The organism is Oceanicola sp. S124 (assembly GCF_000220565.1).
Lineage (GTDB): Bacteria > Pseudomonadota > Alphaproteobacteria > Rhodobacterales > Rhodobacteraceae > Pseudooceanicola.
In genome coordinates this window covers 1-17,909 of record NZ_AFPM01000200.1, presented here as the reverse complement: position 1 = coordinate 17,909, position 17,909 = coordinate 1, and the positions used below count along the sequence as shown (strand labels likewise).

Below are 17,909 nucleotides of genomic sequence, written 5' to 3'. Positions count from 1 at the left end.
GAGGGTACGCTTGGCGCGGCGCTGCTGACGCCGACCCGGCTATACGTGAAATCCTGCCTCGAGGCCGTGCGGGCAGGGGGCGTCCATGCCCTGGCCCATATCACCGGCGGCGGTCTGACCGAGAACCTGCCCCGCGTGTTGCAGGGCCTGGGCGCCGAGATCGACCTGACCTCGTGGGACAAGCCCGGCGTCTTCCAGTGGCTGCAGGCCCAGGGCGGCATTGCCGAGGCAGAGATGCTGAAGACCTTCAACTACGGCATCGGCATGGTGCTGGTGGTGGCGCCGGATCAGGCCGACGCGCTGAGCGCGCTGCTGAGCGAGGCGGGCGAGACCGTGGCCACCCTGGGCCATGTCACCGCCGAAGAGGGCATCCGCTACACCGGCCAGGAGGTCTGAGACCTTGACGGACGGCCACAAGCGCGTCGCCATCCTGGTCTCGGGGGGCGGCTCGAACATGGTGAAGCTGGTCGAGAGCATGACCGGCGATCACCCGGCGCGGGCCGTGCTGGTCGGCTCGAACGACCCCGGGGCAGGCGGGCTGGTCAAGGCCGCCGCCATGGGCGTTCAGACCTTCGCGGTCGATCACCGGCCCTTCGGCAAGGACCGTGCCGCCTTCGAGGCCGAGCTGATCCGCCATCTGGATGCGGCACGGCCCGACATCCTTTGCCTGGCGGGCTTCATGCGGATCCTGACGCCGGGTTTCATCCGCCATTACGAGGGCCGGATGCTGAACATCCACCCCTCGCTGCTGCCGAAGTACAAGGGCCTGCACACCCATGCCCGGGCGCTCGAGGCGGGTGACACCGAAGCCGGCTGCACCGTCCACGAAGTCACCGCAGAGCTGGACGATGGCCCGATCCTGGGCCAGGCGCGGGTGCCCGTGGTCCCGGACGACACGCCCGAGACACTGGCGGCGCGGGTTCTGGTGGAAGAGCACCGGCTCTATCCCGCCATGCTGCGCCGTTTCGCGGAAACCCTCTAGCGGATCATCTCAAGCGAGGCCGAGTTGCCGCGCCATGCCATGTCCGGGGCAATGTCCCGGGCGGGCAGGAGCAGGGCGCTCAGCATCAGGGCCACCAGCAGGCCGGCGGCGGTCAGCCCCTTGAGGGGCAGGCGAAAGGTCGTGGTCGGGGTGGGGGCGTCACAATGGGCCATGTCATATCCTTTCCGTTCGGGGCCCTCGCAGGATACGCCCGGCCGAAACTTTCAGGAAATGAATGGTTGTCGCGATCTGCATTCCGTCTGGTGATGATCAGCCTTGCCGGGCATCGAAGGCCTGCCGTGCTGCGTCGATCTGGTCCAGATACTCATGCGTCCAGCAATAGAGCGCGCGGAAATGGGGCAGCAGCGTATGGCCCAGCGGGCTCAGGCTGTACTGCACCGCCACCGGCGCGCTGTTCAGCACCTCCCGCCGCACCAGCCCGTTGCGCTCCAGCTTGCGCAGGGTCTGGCTGAGGCTCTTCTGGGAAATCCCCTCGAGCCGGCGCTTGATCTCGTTGAAGCGGGTCGGCCCGCCCGAGAGCACGGCGAGGATCATCAGCGACCACTTGTCGGCGATCTGGTCGAGCACGCCGCGACTGGGACAGTCCTGCGAAAAGCACTCGGGGCGCATCGGGGGCGAGAGCGGCGTCGCCTGCTCCATCGCCTCGGGAGAGAGATCTTCCATGCGGTTACCTCCTGCACAGCGGGTTTCCTGAGGGTGACCTGGTGCATCTCAGGTGCCTGATTGACACCAGGTATCCAATTTATACTTAAGGGGCAAGCCAGTTTTCTGCACCTGCAAACGAAGGATATCCGATGAGCACGACCGAAACCCTGTTCCGCCCGTTCAGCCACAAGGGACTTGAGCTGAAAAACCGCATCGTCATGGCGCCGATGACCCGGGGCATGGCCCCTGAGGGTCTGCCGGGCGCCGCCAATGCCGAATACTACCGCCGTCGCGCCGAGGGCGAGGTGGGGCTGATCCTGTCCGAGGGCACCGTCATCGATCGTCCGGCCTCGCGCAACCTGCCGGGGATCCCCTTCTTCCATGGCGCCGCGCTGGAGGGCTGGAAGCAGGTCATCGACACCGTCCACGCCGCCGGCGGCAAGATGGGCCCGCAGATCTGGCACACCGGCTCGACCCGCGCCGGAGAGTGGGAGCCCGAGGCCCCCGTCGAAAGCCCCTCGGGCCTTGTCGGCCCCGGTGAGCCGCGCGGCAATACCATGACCGAGGCCGACATCGAGGCCACCATCGCCGCCTTCGGCAAGGCCGCGGGCGATGCCAAGCGCCTCGGTTTCGACGTGGCCGAGCTGCATGGCGCCCATGGCTACCTGATCGACCAGTTCTTCTGGTCCGGCACCAACCTGCGGGACGATGCCTGGGGCGGCGCCACCATTGCCGAACGCTCGCGCTTTGCTGTCGAGGCGGTGAGGGCCGCCCGCGCCGCCGTCGGCCCCGACTTCCCGCTGATCCTGCGCCTCAGCCAGTGGAAGCAGCAGGATTACACCGCCCGCCTTGCGGCGACCCCGCAGGAGATGGAGCAATGGCTGGCCCCGCTGGTCGAGGCGGGTGTCGACATCATTCACGCCTCGCAGCGCCGCTTCTGGGAGCCCGAGTTCCCCGAGATCGATGGCGAAGAGGGGCTGAACTTTGCTGGTTGGGCCAAGAAGATCACCGGGCAGCCGACGATCTCGGTCGGCTCGGTCGGACTGTCGGGCGAATTCCTCGCCGCCTTCGGCGGTCAGGCCAGCGAAGCCACCCCGCTGGACAAGCTGGTGCGCCGGATGGAGAACGAGGAGTTCGACCTGATCGCCGTCGGCCGCGCCCTGCTGTCGGATGCCGACTGGGTCGCCAAGGTCCGCGCCGGTGCCTCGGACCAGCTGCGCGGTTTCAACGCCGCCGACCTTGCGGAACTGGTGTGACATGAGGGGAGGGGGGCTCCGGCCCCCCTTCCCATCCGCTGACAAGGCAAGTATGACGGACGGGTGAAGGCAGGCCCAACAGGATCAGCAGAAAGCCCTAGATGCAGACGATTACCCGTACCGACGAGCTGGCGGCCTTTTGCGCCGAAGCAAAGACCCACCCCTATGTGACCGTCGATACGGAGTTCCTGCGCGAACGCACCTACTACTCGCAGTTGTGTCTGGTGCAGCTTGCCATGCCCGGCGAGGGCGACGACGGCGCGGTTCTGGTCGATCCGCTCTCCGAAGAGCTGTCGCTCGAGCCGCTCTACGAGCTGTTTCGCGACGAGAACGTGGTCAAGGTCTTCCATGCCGCGCGGCAGGATCTGGAAATCTTCTTCGTCGACGCCGGGCTGATCCCGGCACCCCTGTTCGACACCCAGGTCGCCGCCATGGTCTGCGGCTTCGGCGAGCAGGTCGGATACGAGACCCTGGTGCGCAAGATTGCCCGTGAGAGCCTGGACAAGTCCAGCCGCTTCACCGACTGGTCGCGCCGCCCGCTGACCGAGGCGCAGAAGAAATACGCCCTGGCCGACGTGACCCACCTGCGCAAGATCTACGAATATCTCTCGGGTCAGCTGAAGAAGGATGGCCGCGCCGCCTGGGTGGCCGAAGAGATGAGCATCCTGACCAGCCCCGAGACCTACATCGTGCGTCCCGAGGACGCCTGGCAGCGGGTGCGCACCCGGACCAACTCGGGCCGCTTCCTCGGCGTGCTGCGCGAGCTGGCGAAGTTCCGCGAAAGCTATGCCCAGACCCGCAACGTGCCGCGCAACCGGGTCTACAAGGACGACGCGCTGGTCGAACTGGCCTCGACCAAGCCGCAGAACGTGCAGGACCTGTCGCGCTCGCGGCTACTGCTGCGCGAGGCCCGCAAGGGCGAGATCGCCGATGGCATCCTGGCCGCGGTCAAGGCCGGTCTGGAATGCCCCGATGCCGAGCTGCCCAAACCCGACAAGACCAAGGAAAAGATGCAGGTCAATCCCGCGCTGGCGGATATGCTGCGGGTGCTGCTGAAGGCCAAGTCGGACACCATCGGCGTGGCGCCGAAGCTGATCGCCGCCACCTCCGAGTTGGATGAACTGGCCGCCGGAGAGCGCGACGTGCCCGCGCTGAAGGGCTGGCGGCGCGATGTCTTCGGGGCGGATGCGATCCGGCTCTGCGACGGCAAGATCGGCCTTGCGACCAAGGGTCAGCGGGTCATCACCGTCGAGCTGGGCTGAGACCTAGACGCGTTTCTCGAACCAGACACGATCGAAACCGCCCTCGGACCGACGGGCGGTTTCCTCGTATCCGAGGTGGGCATAGATCCGCAGGTTCTCGACCATCCTGGCATTGGTATAGAGGGTGACGCGCTCAAAGCCCCGTGCCCGGGCCGTGGCTTCGAAATGCTGCATCAGCCGCGTGCCGAGGCCGCGGCCCGCCGCCTCGGGCGCCACGGCGATGCTTTCGAGGAAGAAGGCACCCTCGAGCGGAAAGGCGACCATGTAGGCGTGGATCCCGTCCTCGTCCCAGACCGTGACCTGGCCGGCGGCGATCTGGGCGGGGAAGTCGGCCAGCATGGGCGCGGGCTTGCGCCCGATCAGGGGGACATAGCGGGCATAGGCCGCCTCGGCGCAGGCGGCGACAGCGGGTGCGTCCTGCGCCTGGCCCGGGCGGAGCATCAGCGCCGCGAGGTCAGGGCGTTGGAGGCGCTCAGCACCTCGATGGTCTGCACCTGCGCCAGCGCGGTATCCGACAGACGGGTCGCCGCGGTGTAGCGGCGGGTCTGGATCGGGCCGTCCGCCGGCACCTCGGGCAGGTAGGAGACCATTTCATAGCGCGCCACGCCCGGCTCTCCCGGCAGTTCGCGCAGGGCCACGTCGAAGGCCCCGACCGAACTGGAGATGCCGGTGACCCGCAGGATGGCACCGCCGGGAATGCGTTCGACAACCAGGTTTTCCAGCCCGGCGATACGTCCGCGCCGATCGGTGTCGGGCTTGTTGGCAAAGGCCGAGCGCTCGGGGATCAGGGGGTTGCGCTCTTGCGCGGCTTCCTCGGCGCTCAGCGGTCGGGCCTCGGCGCGGCCGAACCAGTTGAACGGGTTCAGGCGGCTGTCCCGCACATAGCCGCAGCCCGAAAGCCCGATGGCGGCGATGAGGAGGACGGGAAGAAACTTGCGCATGGATGATCCCCTTGTCGTTCCATGAACCTCTAGCGCGTTGCGGAGGTCTTGAAAAGCCGGGGGTTTTCGCCAGATGCGACAGGGCGGGGGCTGGACCTTCGCCCCCGGCTGTCCTAGGCCCGGAGCAGGCGCGCAAAGGAGACACCCATGGCCCAACAGGCATTCGAGGATATCGTCGACGATTTCGAGTTTCTCGAGGATTGGGAAGACCGCTACCGTCACGTGATCGAGCTGGGCAAGGCGATGCCGCCGCTGCCCGAGGCGCTGAAGGTGCCCGCCACCAAGGTCGAGGGCTGCGCCAGCCAGGTCTGGCTGCACATGCGCCCCGAGGATGGCATCTTCCACTTCGACGGCGAGAGCGACGCGATGATCGTGCGCGGCCTGATCGCCGTCCTGCATGCGCTTTATGACGGGGTGGCGATGACGGACCTCGGCAAGATCGACGCCCAGGCCGAGCTGGCCCGGCTGCAATTGCAAGACCACCTGTCGGCGCAGCGCTCGAACGGGCTCCGGGCAATGATCCAGCGGATTCGCGAACAGGCGACGGCCTGAAGCGAGGCGCTGCGTCCACGCCTCTGGGCGACAGGGCCTCAGCCCGGCAGGTAGCCCCTGAGGCTATGGAACCAGAGGTCGATTTCCAGCGCCAGACCGACCTCGAAGTCGTTCAGCTCGGGCCCGCTCCAACGGTGCTGTTCCAGCCGGGCGAGGTAGTCGCGCCGCGCCTGGTCGTCCTGGCGGCTCAGCGGCAGGGAGGCGGCGGCGCGCAGCAGGTCGATGCGCTTGTGAACCTCGCGCATGCCGGAAAACGCCTCCATCATCGGGCGGGTCAGCTGCGGGTTCTTCTGCCAGGACTGGCCGGCGAAGACCTCCTGCACGACGCGGTTGCCGGCGCCGAGGCAGTCATAGGCGACGCAGCCCGGGAAGCCCTCGGCGGTCAACCTGTCATGGATGCCGCACTGGTGGCCGCAGAGGTTGCGGCAGGGCTCGCCCGGGTTTTTGTCAAAGGCGAAGTCCTCGCCCTTGTCGAAAGCCAGCGCGAGGCAGCAGAGCGCGGCGCAGCGGGAACAATCGGTGGCGAGGGTGTCGGTGGTCACGTGGCTGTCCGTTTCGGGCGGTGGCGAGGGCGCCATATCCGGTGAAATTGCCGTGAAATGCAAGGGGGCTCTCGGGTGGGACGCCCTGGTCATGTGGCCTGTCGCGCTGGCGGCCGCGGGGCGGGTGTATCCTACCTTCCGGGGGCGGGATGCTGAGCTGGAACCGCGCGCGGAAGCTTGGCGCAAAGGAATCATGGCGGAGCCCGGAGGAGGTGGTTATGTTCCCTCTATGTTCCATGATCCCGCCCATCCGATCGACAAGAGGGCCCGCAAGGGCCGCGCCGCCGCCTCGAACGAGGCCGGCCGCTACGAGACGCTGGTCGCCGTGCCCGAGGACGACGGCTGGCAGGTGCTGGAGCCCGATCCGGGCCAGATCCGCACCGAGCTGCGCGCGGAACGCGCGCGCAGCATGATCAGCTACAACCGCTCGCCAGACCTGCCCTTCGACCGTTCGATAAACCCCTATCGTGGCTGCGAGCACGGCTGCATCTACTGTTTCGCCCGGCCGACCCATGCCTACCTAGGCCTGTCTCCGGGGCTCGACTTCGAGACCCGGCTGGTGTCGCGACCCAATGCAGCCGAGGTGCTGGCCCAGGAGCTGGGCAAGCGCGCCTACCGGGTCGCGCCCCTGGCCATCGGCACGAACACAGACCCCTATCAGCCGGTCGAGCATCGGGCCCGGATCATGCGCGACTGCCTCGAGGTGCTCTGGGAGCACCGCCACCCGGTGGCGATCGTCGCCAAGGGCACGGGGATCCTGCGCGATGTCGACATCCTGCGGAAGATGGCGAAGCTGGGGCTGGTCAGGGTCGGAGTGTCGGTCACCACCCTGGACCGCGAGATCGCCCGCCGGATGGAGCCGCGGGTGCCGCCGCCCGAGAAACGCTTGCAGGTGATCCGGTCGCTGGCGCGGGCGGGCATCCCGGTGCGGGCCATGGTGTCGCCGGTGGTGCCGGGGCTGACGGATGCCGAGATCGAAAAGATCCTCGAAGCCTGCGCGCAGGCCGGGGCGACCTCGGCCAGCTGGATCATGCTGCGCCTGCCGCAGGAGGTATCCCCGTTGTTCCAGGAGTGGCTGGGCGAGCACTATCCAGACCGCGCCAAGCGGGTCATGACCCGGCTGCGCGAGATGCACGGGGGCAAGGAGTATGCCTCGGACTGGCACAAGCGAATGCGCGGTGAGGGGCCCTATGCGGCCATGATCGGCCAGCGGTTCCGGGGGCGGTGCGCCGACTGGGCCTGTACGAGGCCCAACCCGAGTTGCGCTGCGATCTCTTCCGCGTGCCGGTGAAGCCGGGCGAACAATTGTCGCTGTTCGACTGAGGTCCCGGCCTCCTGGAGGGCGTGGCGCCACACGAGAGAGCGAGGCGCCGGCCCAAGGCCCGGCGCCTGCGAGCGTCGCGCCGCCCGTCACGCCCGGCCCCGAACTGGCGTGGCAGTGCCTGGGGCGCTCGGTGCTGTCTGGCGGAGCCCTGCGGTGGAACCGCAGGGTGCTGTCTGGCGTCCTGGTTTCCGATCCGATGCGCGGCGGCTTTCCTGCTTCTCTTCTGACGGAGGCGCGGTCTGATGCCGGCACCATGGGTCGGGTACGGAGGCCGGGCCCCGATCCGGCGTGGCAGTGCCTGGGTGCCGGGGTGCGGTGTGGCGGAGCCCTGCGGTGGAACCGCAGGGTGCTGTTCGGTGTCGTGGTCTTGGTCCGATGCGCGGCGGCTTTCCTGGTGGAAGCGCGGTGTGATGTTGGCATCATGGTGCGGGCACAGAGTCCGGGGCCCCGATCCGGCTGAACGGAGAGGCTGTCGGCTGGGGAGGGCAGGGGCGATCATGGGCATCTGCCCGCGGACACGGGCAGGGGCGGGGGAAGCGGCCGAGAGGCGGGCGGCTGATCTGATCGAGGCATGGCAGGCGTGTCGTCGCCCGTTGTGCGAAGCGGGCGCTCGGCAGAGATACCGGCGCGTGTCCGTGAGGCCTCTGGTCAGAAGCTCCCGGTCAGAAGCCCCCGATCACCGGCGACGTCGGGCGCGGCGGGGCGCGGGCGCATCCTCTCCGCTGCCGTCCGAGACCGAGGAGAAGGCGCCAAGCGTCGCCGTGATCTGCTCGAGCGTGGGGCGTGGTCCGCGCGGTCGGGTCGAGAGCGCCTCGTGCATCTTCTCGAGGTGCGCGGCCATGGTGCCGCAGCAGCCACCAATCACCTTGGCGCCGCAGTCCCGGGCCATGACCGCGTAATCCGCCATCAACTCGGGCGTGCCGTCGTAGTGGATATGGCCGTCGGCGTACTTGGGGATCCCGGCGTTGCCCTTGGCGATGATCGGGCGTTCGACCCCATGCGCGGAGATGCCCAGCACGCTGCGCAACAGGTCCGAGGCGCCGACCCCGCAGTTGGCACCAAAGGCCATGGGCGGATTGTCGAGACCGCGCACCATCTTGACCATTGCCTCGGAGGTCATGCCCATCATCGTGCGTCCGGCCGTGTCGAAGCTCATCGTGCCGCACCAGGGCATGTCGGCCAGACGGAAGGCTTCGGCGGCGGCGGCAAATTCCTCGGGGGCGGCGATGGTCTCGAGCCAGAGCACGTCTGCACCGCCCTCCTTGAGGGCCTCGGCCTGTTCGTGGAACATCTCGACCGCGACGTCGTGGGTCAGCGGGCCCATGGGGGCCATGATCTCTCCGATCGGACCGAGAGAGCCGGCCACCACCACCGGACGGCCCGCCGCATCGGCGACCTCGCGGCCCAGTTCGGCAGCGGCCCGGTTCAACGCGCACAGGCGATCGGCGGCGCCATGCAGCCTGAGCCGCGAGGCGTTGCCGGAATAGCTGTTGGTCAGAAAGATGTCCGACCCGGCGTCAACTGCCATGGAATAGAGCCGGCGGATCCGGTCGGGATGGGTGAGGTTCCAAACCTCGGGCGCCTCGCCGAACATCAGCCCCATGTTGAACAGGTTCGTCCCCGTCGCGCCGTCGGCCATCAGCCAGTCACGGGTCTCGAGCAGTCGGGACAGAAGATTGCTCATCCTGGCTCTCCTTTGCGGGCGCGGCCCTTCGGCCCGGGCGCAGCCTTCTGGCGATTGTGCGGCCCCTGGGGCGCGCGCGTCTGTGCCCTGTCTAGTCAAGCCGCGCGCCCGAGGAAAGGGGCTCCTCAGCGGTGCGGGCCGGGCGCCGCATGGCGATGGCCAGGTCGAGGGCGCCGAGCACCAGCGACAGACGCCCCGGGGCCGCCATGTAGAGCGGCTGGCGTCGGGGGGCGAAACTTTCCTTGAACCGGGTCAGGCCGTCCCCGCCCGAGCGGCGGGCGATATGGCGGCGCAAGCGTCTGGTCAGGGGCGGCTCGGTCGCCGGGCTGGCGGGCATGGCCGCCAGCGACAGTGGCAGGCCAAGGCGCTCTGCGTCCTCCAGCGCTGCGGCGACCAGCGCATGCATCGTGCCGTCGGCCAGGCCGGTGCCATGGCGCATCAGGTCGAGGCAGAGCTGGTTCCGGTTCTCGTGGAAGGTGACGAAGGCAATCAGGGCGCCCTCGCGGCGGGCACAGTAGACCCGCTGTTTCTGGACATAGGAGGGGGCATACCGCCCGGTGGAGAGCCCCCTGGCGAGGCCGTGGGTCTCTTTCCATTCGCTGTCCAGGCGCGCCATCTCGGCGAGGGGCAGGGTGGTCTCGTGGCGGATCGTCACCCCGGCCTTGGCGGCATTGCGCAGCTTTCGCCGCAACTGACGGTGGCGCGATCCGTCGAGGCGGAAGGATCCGGGCGCGATGACGGCTTCGTCGGCGAGGTGCAGCAGGTGCCAGCCGGCCTGACGCGCGGCAACCGCCTGCCGGGCCGAGCACTTGTAGACCACGGGCATGCGGTTCGAGGCCCGCGCCGCCGCCTGCAGCCGGGGCAGCAGCGGGGCCAGCGATCCGGACAGCGGATCGAAGAGCAGCGTCAGCGTCTGCGGCGTGTCGAGACAGAGCCCGCCCGAGGCCGCCGTTCCCAGCAGCCGGGCGCCGTTCTGCCGGGCCAGGCCGCTTTCTGCGCGGGGCGCGTGATCAAGTAGCAGATCCGGCACGCCGCGCGCCACCCGGATCCGGTCGGTGACCGGCAGGGGCGGGCGGGGCCTGAAGACATGGGCGGCGGCAAGCAGCGCCGGAGCCAGGTAGTAGACCAGCCGGTAGGCGAGGATGCCAGCCACCATCTGCGCCTCGGGGATCTGGGGCAGCAGCGCCAGCAGGGCCAGTTCGAAGGGGCCGATCCCGCCGGGCGTTCCGGCGAAGAGCCCGGCGCCGAGCGCAAGCAGGAAGGCGGGCAGCAAGGCCGTGAAGGCCGGGGCCCCGGGCAGCAGGACCCAGAGAGCGAAACAGGCGGCGCTGGTGTCGATCAGCGCGAAGAAGGTGATGGCCGCCATGGCCTGCAACGAGGGGAAGCGGAAGCGCAGCCGCGCCACCTTCAGCTCGGGGACGAAGAGCGCGATGGCCGGCAGGGTCAGGAAGCCCGCCAGAGCCAGCAAGGCCAGCCACTGCGGCAGCAACGCGGGCGCAAGCAACAGGCAGGCCGCAGCGGTGACGAGGGCCCAGGAGACAAGGAAGGAGGCCGAGACCGCCGCCGTGACCTGGGCGGCGCGAAGGGGGCCGAGGCGGGGCAGCAGGCGCCAGCGCGCCAGCGTGCCGGTCAGCACGCCCAGCCCCAGCATCTGCGCCAGGGCGATGGCCGATATCCCGGAAAGCTGGGCCTGAAGCTCATCTATGCCGGTGCGCAGGTGGCGGTGGATCACCCCGTCGTAGCGTCCCAGAGACCAGAACGAGAGTGCGGTTGCCGCGAGCGCCGCCAGCCATTGCCAGGCTGCCACGACGCGCAGGTCCTGACGGATCTCGGCCGGGTCCAGCCCGTCGAGGCGCTGCGCCAGCAGCCAGAGACAGGCCCCGCCGACCAGCAGCGGAGCAACGTAGCGCAGCCAGCGTTTCGCCCCGCCGCCTGGGATCTGCATAGCCCGGGTCATCGCTCTCCCCTGTCACGCGGGCCCTTCGACGGGGCCGCGGACGGGAGTAGGCAAGCTTCATTGCCAGAGTCTTAACGCAGATGCCGTCTTTGCCGGGTATTCTATGGACCCGGATCGGAGAGGGCGACCCGGGGTCCGGGCCAGGCCTGCCCGCGCGCCGTACCGGTCTCATCGGGCCAGGCCTGCCCGACCTGCGCTCCGGAAAGGGAGGAGGCCCGTCCGGCCCGCAGGACCGCGGGCCGGATCTCCGCGCGACGGCCCGGCACGACGGGGGGTCGTTCAGGCTTCGGCCAGTGCGGCCTTCGCCTCGGTCAGGGTCTGGGCGTGGCGGGCGCGGATCGTCGCCTCGTCCGCATGGCCCTGCAGGTCGGCGACCAGCTTGGAGATCACGTCTTCATGGCCCGGCTCGGCAAGGTCGGCCTTGACCAGCGACACGGCATAGGCCTCGGCGGCCTCGCCCTCGAGGCCCAGAAGGCCGGCGGCCCAATGCCCGAGCGCACGGTTGCAGCGGGCCTCGGCGCGGAACTGCATCTCGCTGTCATGGGCGAACTTCGATTCGAAGGCGGCTTCGCGGTCTTTGAGATTGGACATGGGGACCTCCCTTATGGAACTGGTCCTTCAGAGATAGGGAGGCCGGGGCGCTCCGGGAAGCGGCAGGCGCTCACGCCGGCGTGAGGTTTCCCCGCCCGCCGGGCGAAGCGTGCCGGCCCTGCGCTTGCCCCGCGCCCGGCCTTGCACTAAGAGGGCGCTGATACGGGGCCGAGTCCCGCTTTCACGCAAGAGAGGCCAGTGCCATGGCGCGACGCAAGAAAATCTACGAAGGCAAGGCCAAGATCCTTTACGAAGGCCCCGAGCCGGGGACCATCGTGCAGTATTTCAAGGACGACGCCACCGCGTTCAACGCCCAGAAAAAGGACGTGATCGAGGGCAAGGGGGTTCTCAACAACCGCCTGAGCGAGTTCTTCATGACGGGGCTGAACAACATCGGTGTGCCGACGCACTTCCTGCGCCGCCTGAACATGCGCGAGCAGCTCTGCCGCTCGTGCGAGATCATCCCGCTGGAAGTCATCGTGCGCAATGTCGCCGCCGGTTCGCTGTCCAAGCGTCTCGGGATCGAGGAGGGCACACAGCTGCCGCGCCCGATCGTCGAGTATTGCTTCAAGAACGACGAGCTGGGCGATCCTCTGGTCACCGAAGAGCATATCGCCGCCTTCGGCTGGGCCAGCCAGCAGGACATGGACGATATCGTCCACCTGGCGCTGCGGGTGAACGACTTCCTGTCGGGCGTGATGATGGCGGTCGGCATCAAGCTGGTCGACTTCAAGATCGAGATCGGCCGCGTCTACGAAGGCGACTTCCAGCGCCTCGTCGTCGCCGACGAGATCAGCCCGGACAGCTGCCGCCTGTGGGACATCGAGACCGGCAAGCACCTGGACAAGGACGTCTTCCGCCGCGATCTCGGCAGCCTGACCGATGCCTATACCGAAGTGGCGCAGCGCCTCGGCGTCCTGCCGCGCTCGACCGGGGCGACCAAGCCCACCCTGATCAACTGAAGGAGCCCGGCCAGATGAAAGCCCGTGTCCATGTCATGCTGAAGAACGGCGTTCTCGATCCCCAGGGCGAGGCCGTGCGCCACGCGCTCGGCGGTCTGGGCTTCGACGGTGTCGAAGGGGTCCGCCAGGGCAAGGTGATCGAGCTGGACCTGGCCGAGGGCACCACCGAGGCCACCGTCACCGAGATGTGCGAGAAGCTGCTGGCGAATACCGTGATCGAGAGCTACTCGATCGAGATGGGCGCTTGAGCCCAAGGGTTTACCCGCCCGTCTCGACGGGATCGCAGTGATCCGAAAACCCCGCCGCAGAGATGCCGGCGGGGTTTTCTGTTGTCCGTGTCGTTTCCGGGCCCGGTGCTGGTGGTCGCAGGGGACGCCCCGGCTAACCGGGGGCTGCGCGGGCGGCGGTCCTGGCGCTCACCGGGATCGGCCTCCGGCCGATGCCTGTGGCCGCGCCGTGTAGCCGGGGGCCTCAGAGGCGGGTGGCGGCGAAGGCCTCCAGCAGGGCCGGGAAATCCTCGGGCGGCGGGAAGCCTTCGTAGCTGTGCGGCGCCGGGGTGGTGGCCCAGGGCTGGCGCTCGGCGCCCATGGTCTCGATGAAGGGATCGGCCCAGCGGGGATCGTCGAACAGCGTCGGGCGAATGTTGATGAAGGGCATGCCGGCGGGCCGGGAATAGAGCCAGCCATGACAGGCCGGGCAACAGTGGTGGTCGAGATCCGGGCTGCGGGCGCCGCCGAGAGTGGTTTCTCCGTCGACCTCGAGGGCGCCGAGGGGCACCATCATGGTCAGCGAGAAGGCGCTGGCGGACATGCTCTGGCAGCCGGTGCAATGGCAGGCGGCGGTCATGATCGGCGGGGCGGTGACGGTCAGGGTCACGGCGCCGCAGCGACAGGTGCCGGTCAGCGGGGTTTCCGGCGAGGGCAGGGGGCGGGGTGATGTCATTGGGCTCTCCTTCCGGCGCATTGGGTAGCACGGCAACGCAGGGCTGGCGATTGCGCAGGAAACGGGTCGCCCTGACGTGGCGGAAAGGACACGGCTTCCGGCAGAGACCCGTTACCGCGAAAGGAACATGCCTTGCACCGCTACCACGGCATCCCCACCGATCTGGCCCGCGCCCTGCGCGCCGGAGTCCCCGACGCCAACGGCCAGCCGGCCGAGCGTATCGCGAACCCCTGGCAGGCCGCGCCCTGCCGCCATTGCCTGCGCTCCATCCCGCAGGGCGCAGAGATGCTGATCTTCGCCCTGCGCCCCTTCGCACATCTGCAGCCCTATGCCGAGACCGGGCCCGCCTTCCTCTGTGCGGCGGGTTGCGCCGCCCATGCAGGTCACGGCGTTCCGCCGGTGCTGACCTCCTCGCCCGACTACCTGGTCAAGGGATACGGGGCGGACGAACGGATCCTCTACGGCACCGGGCAGGTCGTCGAGGTGGCCGGCCTGGACGCCCGCGTGGCCGACCTTCTGTTCCGCGAGGAGATCGCCTTCGTCGACATCCGCTCGGCCCGCAACAACTGCTGGCAGGCGCGGGCGCGGCGGGTTTGAGCGCGCCAGCCCGGCGGCGGGCTTGATCCGACGCCCCCTTGCGCGTATGAGCCGGGCATATCCCCCGCCAGCATAGGGAACTTGCCATGAAAGCCGCCGTCCTCGTCTTCCCCGGGTCCAATTGCGACCGTGACCTGAAAGTGGCCTTCGAAAGGGCCGGGGCCGAGGTGACGATGGTCTGGCACAAGGAGGCGGCGCTGCCCGAGGGGGTCGATATCGTCGGCGTGCCAGGCGGCTTCTCCTACGGCGATTACCTGCGCTGCGGCGCCATCGCGGCAAACAGCCCGATCTGCGCATCGCTGAAGACCCACGTCGAACGCGGCGGCTATGCCATCGGCATCTGCAACGGCTTCCAGGTGCTGACCGAGACCCGTATCCTGCCCGGTGCCCTGCTGCGCAACGCGGGACTGAAGTACATCTGCAAGACCGTTCCCCTGAAGGTGCAGACCTCGGAGAGCATCTTCACCCGCCAGTACAACGCCGGCACCACGGTCCATATCCCGATCGCGCACCACGACGGCAACTACCAGGCCGACGCCGAACTGCTGGCCGAACTGCGTGGTGAGGATCGCGTGGCCTTCACCTACGAGGACAATCCCAATGGCTCGGCCGGGGATATCGCGGGCGTCCTCTCGGCCAACCGCCGCGTGTTGGGCATGATGCCCCATCCCGAGCGCGCGGCAGATGTTGGCCATGGCGGCACGGATGGGGCCGGCGTCTTCCAGGGCATCCTGGACGCGCTGGTCGAAGCCTGAGGCGCAGCCGCTTCAGAGATGTCAGTAGTCTGAGGTCAGGGCCTGACCATGGCCGGGCAGGGGGCTCCGCCCCCGTCCGCCAGGGCGGACACCCCCGGAGTATTTTCAGCCTGGTGATGCGCATTTGGGGCGTCCTCCTTGTGCCTGATGAGCGTGCCACGCCCGAGAGGGGAAAGTAGGCCTCCCGGACGGGCAATCCCCCTTTGCATCACCAGGCTGAAAATACTCCCGCCGGAGGCGACCGACGGCAGAAGCCCCGTGCGCAGGTGGCTGGACCGGGTGCTGCGGGCCGTCGCGCGATACGCCCTGATCGGCGCTTTGCCGCCTGTTGCCACACGCCTGCGTCTTGAGCGCTCCCCTGAAGCCGATGTACTTTGCGCGCATGGAAGCCCGACCCTCCCCCGGCGGCCTGCCGGGTCGCACCATCTCGTGGCGCGCGCGTATCGCGCTGGCGCTGTTCCTCGTCGTGGTGGTGGCCATCATGGCGGTGACCAATGCCATGCTGATGAGCCGCTATACCGAGCCGACCCGGACCCGGGCCGAGCTGCGTCTGGCGCTCTTCGGGGCGAACATCGTCAGCGAGTTGCAGCTCAACTCCATCGTGCCGCAGTTGCTGGCACGGGACCAGGAGCTGATCGGGGCGCTGAACTCGGGCGATTTCACCAGCTCGACGCAGCGGCTGATGTCCTTCATCGACGAGATCAGCGCCGCCTCGCTAGTGCTGCTGGACCAGGACGGGCGGATCGTCGCGGCCACGGACCGGACACGCCTGGGCGAGACCCATCGGCAGAGCTCGTATTTCATCGAGGCGCAGCGGTCCAATGGCACCGTCTTCAGCACCACGCCGCGGGAAAGTGGCGGCTATTCCTTCACTTATGCACGGCGCATCGAGTACCAGGGCCAGATGATCGGGGTGATCCTGGTCGAGGCGGACCTGGCGAAGTTCGAGCGCTCCTGGGCGGGCATCTCGGATGCGCTGGCGGTCAAGGACAGCGAAGGCCGGGTGATCCTGTCGACAGAGCCGCTCTGGCGCGGGCTGACCGAGGAAGAGGCGGTGGCGCGCGAGACACCGGCCTCGGCGATAGAGCGGGCGATCTTCGCCACCACCGACTGGACCACGGATGTCGACGGCTACCTGGAGGGCGAGGCCGTGATGCGCGTCGCCTCGCGGATCCCGTTCCGGGGCTGGCAGGTGGTCTCCTACACCTCTTACCAATCCGTGCGCGAGCGGGTGAACGGGGTGCTGGCGCTCGAGATCATGGGCTTTGCCATGCTTCTCGCGCTGGCCTTCTACGTGCTCAGCCGCAAGACCATGCTGCGGCTCGCCCTGTTCCAGAGGGAATCGGCGGAGTTGCGGGCGCTGAATGAACGCCTCCAGCGGGAAATCGCCGAGCGTGAGCGGATGGAAAAGAACCTGGAGGTGGCCGAGCAGACCATCGCCCAGAGTCAGAAGCTGGCCGCCCTGGGCGAGATGTCGGCCGCCGTCGCGCATGAGCTGAACCAGCCGCTGGCGGCGATGAAGACCTACCTGGCCGGTGCGCAGCTGCTGCTGCGCCGGGCCCGGCCCGACGAGGCGCTGGCCAGCTTCAGCCGGATCGACGACCTGATCGGACGCATGGGGGCCATCACCCGCCAGCTGAAAAGCTATGCCCGGACCGGCGGCGACGCCTTTACCCAGGTCGATGTGGCCGAGGCGCTGGCCTCGTCGCTGTCGATGATGGAGCCGCAGCTGCGCCAGCGCAGGGTCCGCATCACCCGCGCCCTGCCTGAGAAGCCGGTGCTGGTCATGGCCGACCGGGTGCGGCTGGAGCAGGTGATGATCAACCTGCTGAAGAATGCGCTGGATGCGACGGCCAACGTCGAGAACGCGCAGATCGACATCATCCTGTCGGCGGGCGAGACCGCCACGCTGACGGTGCGCGACAACGGCGAGGGGATCCAGGATCTCGATGCGTTGTTCGAACCTTTCTACACCACCAAGCAGCCCGGTGATGGCACCGGGCTCGGGCTGGCGATCTCCTCGGGTATCATCGCGGATCTGGGCGGTCGGTTGACCGCACGGAACGCAGAGGCGGGTGGGGCTGTTTTCGAAGTGCAGCTCCCTATCTTGTCCGAGGACATCGAGGCAGCCGAGTAACGATATAAGAGCGGAGAAAAGACATGCAGAAGGCCATGAAGATCGCGATCGTCGACGACGAGCAGGACATGCGTCAGTCGATCAGCCAGTGGCTGGCCCTGTCGGGCTATGACACCGAGACCTTCCCCAGTGCCGAAGAGGCGCTGAAGAAACTGGGGCCGGATTACCCCGGCATCGTGATCAGCGACATCAAGATGCCCGGCATGGATGGCATGGCCTTCCTGAAGAAGCTGATGGGATCGGACAGTTCGCTGCCGGTGATCATGATCACCGGGCACGGCGATGTGCCGATGGCGGTCGAGGCCATGCGGCTTGGAGCCTTCGACTTCCTCGAGAAGCCCTTCAACCCCGACAAGATGACCCAGCTGGCCAAGAAGGCCGCCAATGCGCGCCGCCTGACCATGGACAACCGCCAGCTGCGCAAGGAGCTGTCGGACGGCGGCCAGCTGATGAAGAAGCTGATCGGCACCTCTCCGGTGATGGAGCGCCTGCGTGAGGATATCCTCGATCTCGGCCAGGCCGACGGCCATGTGCTGATCGACGGCGAGACCGGCACCGGCAAGACCCTGGTGGCCCATGCGCTGCATGCGGTCGGGGCCCGGGCCGGCAAGAAGTTCGTGCTGATCTCCTGCGCGGCGCTGGAGGAAGAGCAGCTGTCGAAGCGGCTCTTTGGCCCGATGCAGCCCGAGGACATCCAGCTGCCCGCCATCGAGGAGGCCCGGGGCGGCACCCTGGTGCTGGAAGATGTCGAGGCGCTGA

General features: G+C 68.2%; 20 protein-coding genes and 1 pseudogene. 12 read left to right on the top strand and 9 right to left on the bottom strand.

Annotated features, from left to right (window positions below; genetic code table 11):
* Both OS124_RS24740 and purN read left to right on the top strand, forming a co-directional pair.
* The coding region (locus OS124_RS24740) for an AIR synthase-related protein (protein ID WP_010140375.1) at nt 1-396 on the top strand (396 nt) is incomplete at its 5' end.
* Nucleotides 397-400: 4 nt separating this feature from the next.
* A complete protein-coding gene (purN, locus tag OS124_RS0114140) occupies nt 401-982 on the top strand; it encodes a phosphoribosylglycinamide formyltransferase (RefSeq protein WP_010140374.1) in 582 nt (193 codons plus the stop codon).
* Here the strand turns inward: purN and OS124_RS27510 are convergent.
* Complete coding sequence (locus OS124_RS27510; RefSeq protein ID WP_168161472.1) at nt 979-1,155, bottom strand: hypothetical protein; 177 nt, start codon at nt 1,153-1,155, stop codon at nt 979-981. The two genes, purN and OS124_RS27510, sit on opposite strands and share 4 nt — an antisense overlap.
* Before the next feature lie 97 nt (nt 1,156-1,252).
* On the bottom strand, nt 1,253-1,666 hold the full coding sequence (locus OS124_RS0114130; RefSeq protein ID WP_010140373.1) for a winged helix-turn-helix transcriptional regulator: 414 nt from the start codon (nt 1,664-1,666) through the stop codon (nt 1,253-1,255).
* 131 nt (nt 1,667-1,797) lie between these two features.
* Here OS124_RS0114130 and OS124_RS0114125 point away from each other — a divergent pair, with 131 nt between their 5' ends.
* Together OS124_RS0114125 and rnd are read left to right on the top strand one after the other, a co-directional pair.
* On the top strand, nt 1,798-2,904 hold the full coding sequence (locus tag OS124_RS0114125; protein ID WP_010140372.1) for an NADH:flavin oxidoreductase: 1,107 nt from the start codon (nt 1,798-1,800) through the stop codon (nt 2,902-2,904).
* Between the two features lie 101 nt (nt 2,905-3,005).
* Nucleotides 3,006-4,166, top strand: coding sequence for a ribonuclease D (rnd, locus tag OS124_RS0114120; protein WP_010140371.1), 1,161 nt, complete (start codon nt 3,006-3,008; stop codon nt 4,164-4,166).
* A gap of 3 nt (nt 4,167-4,169) precedes the next feature.
* Here the strand turns inward: rnd and OS124_RS0114115 are convergent, their stop codons facing one another.
* Nucleotides 4,170-4,607, bottom strand: coding sequence for a GNAT family N-acetyltransferase (locus tag OS124_RS0114115; RefSeq protein WP_010140369.1), 438 nt, complete (start codon nt 4,605-4,607; stop codon nt 4,170-4,172).
* Entirely contained in the window at nt 4,607-5,107 is a 501-nt protein-coding gene (locus OS124_RS0114110) for a hypothetical protein (protein ID WP_010140368.1), read from the bottom strand. Before OS124_RS0114110 ends, OS124_RS0114115 begins: the two co-directional genes overlap by 1 nt.
* 147 nt (nt 5,108-5,254) lie before the next feature.
* On the opposite strand from OS124_RS0114110, the gene OS124_RS0114105 reads away from it, so the two are divergent.
* Nucleotides 5,255-5,659 carry a SufE family protein gene (locus tag OS124_RS0114105; protein WP_010140367.1) on the top strand — a complete coding sequence of 135 codons (405 nt, stop codon included), beginning with the start codon at nt 5,255-5,257 and terminating at the stop codon, nt 5,657-5,659.
* A 38-nt stretch (nt 5,660-5,697) separates the two neighbouring features.
* Here the strand turns inward: OS124_RS0114105 and OS124_RS0114100 are convergent, their stop codons facing one another.
* Entirely contained in the window at nt 5,698-6,237 is a 540-nt protein-coding gene (locus OS124_RS0114100) for a hypothetical protein (RefSeq protein ID WP_010140366.1), read from the bottom strand.
* A 193-nt stretch (nt 6,238-6,430) separates the two neighbouring features.
* Here OS124_RS0114100 and OS124_RS24735 point away from each other — a divergent pair.
* Nucleotides 6,431-7,524, top strand: a pseudogene (locus OS124_RS24735) (PA0069 family radical SAM protein).
* Nucleotides 7,525-8,201: 677 nt separating this feature from the next.
* On the opposite strand, the gene bmt reads toward OS124_RS24735, so the two are convergent.
* From bmt to OS124_RS0114080, 3 genes are all read right to left on the bottom strand, one after another.
* Complete coding sequence (gene bmt / locus OS124_RS0114090) at nt 8,202-9,209, bottom strand: betaine--homocysteine S-methyltransferase (RefSeq protein WP_010140364.1); 1,008 nt, start codon at nt 9,207-9,209, stop codon at nt 8,202-8,204.
* A gap of 91 nt (nt 9,210-9,300) precedes the next feature.
* Nucleotides 9,301-11,166, bottom strand: a complete 1,866-nt coding sequence (locus OS124_RS24730; protein ID WP_085994665.1) for a phosphatidylglycerol lysyltransferase domain-containing protein — start codon at nt 11,164-11,166, stop codon at nt 9,301-9,303.
* Between the two features lie 279 nt (nt 11,167-11,445).
* On the bottom strand, nt 11,446-11,757 hold the full coding sequence (locus tag OS124_RS0114080) for a DUF1476 domain-containing protein (protein ID WP_010140362.1): 312 nt from the start codon (nt 11,755-11,757) through the stop codon (nt 11,446-11,448).
* A 203-nt stretch (nt 11,758-11,960) separates the two neighbouring features.
* Between OS124_RS0114080 and purC the strand changes: the two genes are divergently transcribed.
* Both purC and purS read left to right on the top strand, forming a co-directional pair.
* Nucleotides 11,961-12,719: a phosphoribosylaminoimidazolesuccinocarboxamide synthase gene (gene purC / locus OS124_RS0114075; RefSeq protein WP_010140361.1), complete on the top strand. Its 759-nt coding sequence runs from the start codon at nt 11,961-11,963 to the stop codon at nt 12,717-12,719.
* Nucleotides 12,720-12,733: 14 nt separating this feature from the next.
* Nucleotides 12,734-12,967 (top strand): phosphoribosylformylglycinamidine synthase subunit PurS, encoded by a 234-nt coding sequence (gene purS, locus OS124_RS0114070; RefSeq protein WP_010140360.1) that lies wholly within the window; start codon nt 12,734-12,736, stop codon nt 12,965-12,967.
* 223 nt (nt 12,968-13,190) lie between these two features.
* Here the strand turns inward: purS and OS124_RS0114065 are convergent, their stop codons facing one another.
* On the bottom strand, nt 13,191-13,661 hold the full coding sequence (locus OS124_RS0114065; RefSeq protein ID WP_010140359.1) for a GFA family protein: 471 nt from the start codon (nt 13,659-13,661) through the stop codon (nt 13,191-13,193).
* Between the two features lie 132 nt (nt 13,662-13,793).
* Here OS124_RS0114065 and OS124_RS0114060 point away from each other — a divergent pair, with 132 nt between their 5' ends.
* From OS124_RS0114060 to OS124_RS0114045, 4 genes are all read left to right on the top strand, one after another.
* Nucleotides 13,794-14,258 carry a DUF1203 domain-containing protein gene (locus OS124_RS0114060; protein WP_010140358.1) on the top strand — a complete coding sequence of 155 codons (465 nt, stop codon included), beginning with the start codon at nt 13,794-13,796 and terminating at the stop codon, nt 14,256-14,258.
* Nucleotides 14,259-14,344: 86 nt separating this feature from the next.
* The gene (purQ, locus tag OS124_RS0114055) at nt 14,345-15,013 is read left to right on the top strand and encodes a phosphoribosylformylglycinamidine synthase subunit PurQ (protein WP_010140356.1); all 669 of its coding nucleotides are present in this window, start codon (nt 14,345-14,347) and stop codon (nt 15,011-15,013) included.
* A gap of 382 nt (nt 15,014-15,395) precedes the next feature.
* Nucleotides 15,396-17,150, top strand: a complete 1,755-nt coding sequence (locus tag OS124_RS0114050) for a sensor histidine kinase (RefSeq protein ID WP_138919545.1) — start codon at nt 15,396-15,398, stop codon at nt 17,148-17,150.
* Nucleotides 17,151-17,173: 23 nt separating this feature from the next.
* On the top strand, nt 17,174-17,909 hold a 736-nt coding region (locus tag OS124_RS0114045), incomplete at its 3' end, for a sigma-54-dependent transcriptional regulator (RefSeq protein ID WP_010140354.1).

Excerpts from the sequence above, each read along its gene's own strand:
- purC (WP_010140361.1), top strand. The coding sequence starts at position 11,961 with ATGGCGCGACGCAAGAAAATCTACGAAGGCAAGGCCAAGATCCTTTAC.
- OS124_RS24730 (WP_085994665.1), bottom strand. The coding sequence starts at position 11,166 with ATGACCCGGGCTATGCAGATCCCAGGCGGCGGGGCGAAACGCTGGCTG.
- bmt (WP_010140364.1), bottom strand. The coding sequence starts at position 9,209 with ATGAGCAATCTTCTGTCCCGACTGCTCGAGACCCGTGACTGGCTGATG.
- purS (WP_010140360.1), top strand. The coding sequence starts at position 12,734 with ATGAAAGCCCGTGTCCATGTCATGCTGAAGAACGGCGTTCTCGATCCC.
- OS124_RS0114105 (WP_010140367.1), top strand. The coding sequence starts at position 5,255 with ATGGCCCAACAGGCATTCGAGGATATCGTCGACGATTTCGAGTTTCTC.
- OS124_RS0114125 (WP_010140372.1), top strand. The coding sequence starts at position 1,798 with ATGAGCACGACCGAAACCCTGTTCCGCCCGTTCAGCCACAAGGGACTT.
- OS124_RS0114130 (WP_010140373.1), bottom strand. The coding sequence starts at position 1,666 with ATGGAAGATCTCTCTCCCGAGGCGATGGAGCAGGCGACGCCGCTCTCG.
- OS124_RS0114080 (WP_010140362.1), bottom strand. The coding sequence starts at position 11,757 with ATGTCCAATCTCAAAGACCGCGAAGCCGCCTTCGAATCGAAGTTCGCC.
- OS124_RS0114065 (WP_010140359.1), bottom strand. The coding sequence starts at position 13,661 with ATGACATCACCCCGCCCCCTGCCCTCGCCGGAAACCCCGCTGACCGGC.
- rnd (WP_010140371.1), top strand. The coding sequence starts at position 3,006 with ATGCAGACGATTACCCGTACCGACGAGCTGGCGGCCTTTTGCGCCGAA.
- OS124_RS0114050 (WP_138919545.1), top strand. The coding sequence starts at position 15,396 with ATGGAAGCCCGACCCTCCCCCGGCGGCCTGCCGGGTCGCACCATCTCG.
- OS124_RS0114110 (WP_010140368.1), bottom strand. The coding sequence starts at position 5,107 with ATGCGCAAGTTTCTTCCCGTCCTCCTCATCGCCGCCATCGGGCTTTCG.
- OS124_RS0114115 (WP_010140369.1), bottom strand. The coding sequence starts at position 4,607 with ATGCTCCGCCCGGGCCAGGCGCAGGACGCACCCGCTGTCGCCGCCTGC.
- purQ (WP_010140356.1), top strand. The coding sequence starts at position 14,345 with ATGAAAGCCGCCGTCCTCGTCTTCCCCGGGTCCAATTGCGACCGTGAC.
- OS124_RS27510 (WP_168161472.1), bottom strand. The coding sequence starts at position 1,155 with ATGGCCCATTGTGACGCCCCCACCCCGACCACGACCTTTCGCCTGCCC.
- OS124_RS0114100 (WP_010140366.1), bottom strand. The coding sequence starts at position 6,237 with ATGGCGCCCTCGCCACCGCCCGAAACGGACAGCCACGTGACCACCGAC.